The following is a 3,402-nucleotide window of genomic DNA, read 5'->3' on the forward strand; positions in this document are numbered from 1 at the left end:
CGGCCGGCGTCGCGCGCGGTGCCGGTCGCGCCGGGGCGGCCGCGTCGTGGCGCCCGGTGCGGAAGCGCGCCACCACCTCGGTCAGGCGCTGGGCCTGCTCGCTCAGGCTTTGCGCCGCGGCGGCGCTCTGCTCGACCAGCGCGGCGTTCTGCTGCGTCATGCGGTCGAGCTCGCCCACGGCCGAGTTGACCTGGCCGATGCCGCCGCTCTGTTCGGCGGACGCGGCGCTGATCTCGCCGATCACGTCCGAGACGCGCTGCACGCCTTGCACGATCTCGTCCATGGTGCGACCCGCGTCCTGCACCAGCCGCGAGCCGCTGTCCACCTGCTGCACGCTCTGCTGGATCAGGCCCTTGATCTCGCGCGCGGCCTCGGCGCTGCGCTGCGCCAGCGAGCGCACCTCGCCGGCCACCACCGCGAAGCCGCGCCCGGCCTCGCCGGCGCGCGCGGCTTCGACCGCGGCGTTGAGCGCCAGGATGTTGGTCTGGAAGGCGATGCCGTCGATGGTGCCGATGATGTCCTCGATGCGCCGGCTGGCACCCTGAATGCCGTCCATGGTGCTGACCACCTCGTGCACCACCGTGCCGCCGCGCCGCGCGACCTCGCAGGCCGAGCCGGCGAGCTGGTTGGCGGTGGCGGCGGCGTCGGCGCTGGCGCTGACCGTGGCGGTGAGCTGCTGCAGGCTCGATGCCGTCTGCTGCAGGCTCGACGCCGTCTGCTCGGTGCGGCTGGAGAGGTCGTTGTTGCCCTGCGCCACCTCGGAGCTGGCCAGCTGCACCGAGGCCGCGCTCTGGCGCACCTCGTCCACCAGGCCACGCAGCGCCTGCTGCATGCTCCCGAGCGCGCGCAGCAGCGCCGCGGTTTCATCCTTGCCCTCGGCCGGCACGTCCTGCGACAGGTCGCCCGTGGCGATGCGCTCGGCCATCTCGCGCGCCTGCGCCAGCGGGCGGCAGATCGACACCATGTTGGCCAGCGTCAGCGGCACCACCACGCCCACGGCCAGCAGCACCGCCGCGCCGAAGAGCATGAAGGCCCGCTGCGCGTCGGCGGCCAGCGCCGCGGCGGCGGCCTGCTCCTCGGCTTTCAGGTGCGCCAGCAGCTTGTCGAGCTCGGCCTCGGTGGCGTGGATGGACACCTTGGCCGGCTCCAGCAGCCGGTTGGCGACCGTGGCGGTGTCGTAGCCGCTGGCGGCCAGCTGCTTCATCACCGGCGTGGCCTTGGCCGCGTACTCGCCGATGGCCGTGGCCATGGCCGCGGCCGCCGCGGTGCCGGCGTCCGCCGGGCCCTGGCCGAGCTGCTGCGCCAGCCGCGTCGCCTGCTCGACCGCGGCACTCCAGCGCTGCTGGTACTTCTGCACCTCGGCCGGCTTCTCGTAATTGATGACCTGGTCCTTCTCGAAGCGGCGCACGTTGCCGAGCTGCTGCTGCAGCTGCGCCGCCACCATGGCCTGGGCATGGGTGCCGGCCATGAAGGCGTCGGCTTTGCCGTGCATCTGGTTCAGGCCCCACAGGCCGGTGCCGGCCACCAGTGCCAGCAGCGCCAGCACCATGGCGATGGCGCCGAGCATGCGCAGTCGGATCGAGAAGCTGCGAATCCAGCCGTTGATCATCGGGATGCCTCGGTTTCTTCCGGTGTCGTTCGCGGGCCGGGGATCAGCACAGGTGGCCGTCCATGAGCCGCGTGCGCGAGCGCCGCACCAGCCCGCCCACGTCCAGGATCAGCGCCACGCGGCCGTCGCCCAGGATGGTGGCGCCGGAGACGCCGTCCACGCGGCGGTAGTTGGCCTCCAGGTTCTTGACCACCACCTGCTGCTGTCCCAGCAGCTCGTCGACCAGCAGCGCCACGCGCCCGCCGTCGGCCTCGACCACGACCATCATGTCGCTGGGCTGCGTCATGCCCGGGCGCGGCACGTCGAAGAGGCGCTGCATGTCCACCACCGGCATGTACTCCTGGCGCACCTCGACCACGCGCGCGCCGGCCAGGCCGCGGATCATCCCCGGCGTGACCTGGAAGCTCTCGACCACGCTGGACAGCGGCACGATGTAGCACTCCTGCCCGATGCCCACGCTCATGCCGTCCATGATCGCCAGCGTCAGTGGCAGCCGCACCTTCACGCTCATGCCCTGGCCCGGCGCGGAGTCGATCTCCACCGTGCCGCCCAGCGCCGTGATGTTCTTCTTGACCACGTCCATGCCCACGCCGCGGCCGGAGACGTCCGTGACCACGTCGGCGGTGGAGAAGCCCGGCGCGAAGATCAGGCCCCAGACCTCGGCGTCGGAGAGCGAGTCCGGCGCATCCAGGCCGCGCTCGCGCGCCTTCTTCAAGAGCTTTTGCCGGTCCAGCCCGCGGCCGTCGTCGCGCACCTCGATCACGATGTTGCCGCCCTGGTGGCTGGCCACCAGCGTGATGCTGCCGTGCTCGGCCTTGCCGCGCGCCAGGCGCTCGGCGGGCAGCTCGATGCCGTGGTCGGCGCTGTTGCGCACCAGGTGCGTGAGCGGGTCGGTGATCTTCTCCACCAGCCCCTTGTCGAGCTCGGTGGCCTCGCCCTGGGTGTGCATCTCGATCTTCTTGCCCAGCCTGGCCTCCAGGTCGCGCAGCATGCGCGGGAAGCGGCTGAACACCACCGACATCGGGATCATGCGGATCGACATCACCGATTCCTGCAGGTCCCGCGTGTTGCGCTCCAGCCCGGCCAGGCCGGCGAGCAGCTGCTGGTGCAGCGAGCCGTCGAGGCTCTTGCTGTTCTGCGCCAGCATGGCCTGCGTGATGACGAGCTCGCCCACCAGGTTGATGAGCTGGTCCACCTTCTCCACCGACACGCGCAGCGTGCTGGACTCGCCCTTGTCGGCGCGCGGCGCGGCCGCCGCGGGACGCGGCGTGGCGGCAGCGGCCGGCACCGGCGAGACCGGGGCGGCCTGCTCGGCCAGGGCCGGCACGGTGGCTTCAACCGGGGCCGCTGCCGTGGCGTCCGGCGCCCCGTGCGCCTCGGGCGCGCCCGGGGCGTCGTCGAAGAAGCCGTAGCCGGGATGCGGCTCTTCCGGCGGCGGCGCGCCGGGCGCATCGGCGTGGAAGCCGTAGCCCGCGTGCATCGGCGACAGGCGCAGCGCCTCGCGCGCGACGTGGAACGTGAACAGGTCCAGCAGCTCGTCGTCGCCGCTGGTGGTGAGCACCTTGAAGCGGCGCAGCCCGTCGGCGGCCTGGCCGCCGTCCAGCGGCTCCAGCATGCCCAGGTCGGGAATCTCGGCGAAGAGCTCGGCCAGGTTGTCGGCCTGCTCCGGATTCGCCAGCGGCCCGACCGTGAGCTCGAGCTCGCGCACCGTGCACACCGGCGCGGCGCCGGCCGCGGCCGGTGCCGCCGCCGTCTCGGCCTCGGCCTCGGCCGCCGGGGCGGGCGCCGGGGCG

Annotated in this window: 2 protein-coding genes; both read right to left on the bottom strand. The window is 73.0% G+C overall.

From position 1 onward, the window contains the following. Nucleotides 1-1,609: methyl-accepting chemotaxis protein (locus FJ694_RS37885; RefSeq protein ID WP_157272343.1), on the bottom strand; the 1,609-nt coding region annotated here is incomplete at its 3' end. Nucleotides 1,610-1,652: 43 nt separating this feature from the next. Beyond that, on the bottom strand, nt 1,653-3,402 hold a 1,750-nt coding region (locus FJ694_RS36135; protein WP_157272344.1), incomplete at its 5' end, for a chemotaxis protein CheA.

The organism is Azohydromonas aeria, from assembly GCF_009760915.1.
GTDB lineage: Bacteria > Pseudomonadota > Gammaproteobacteria > Burkholderiales > Burkholderiaceae_C > Azohydromonas > Azohydromonas aeria.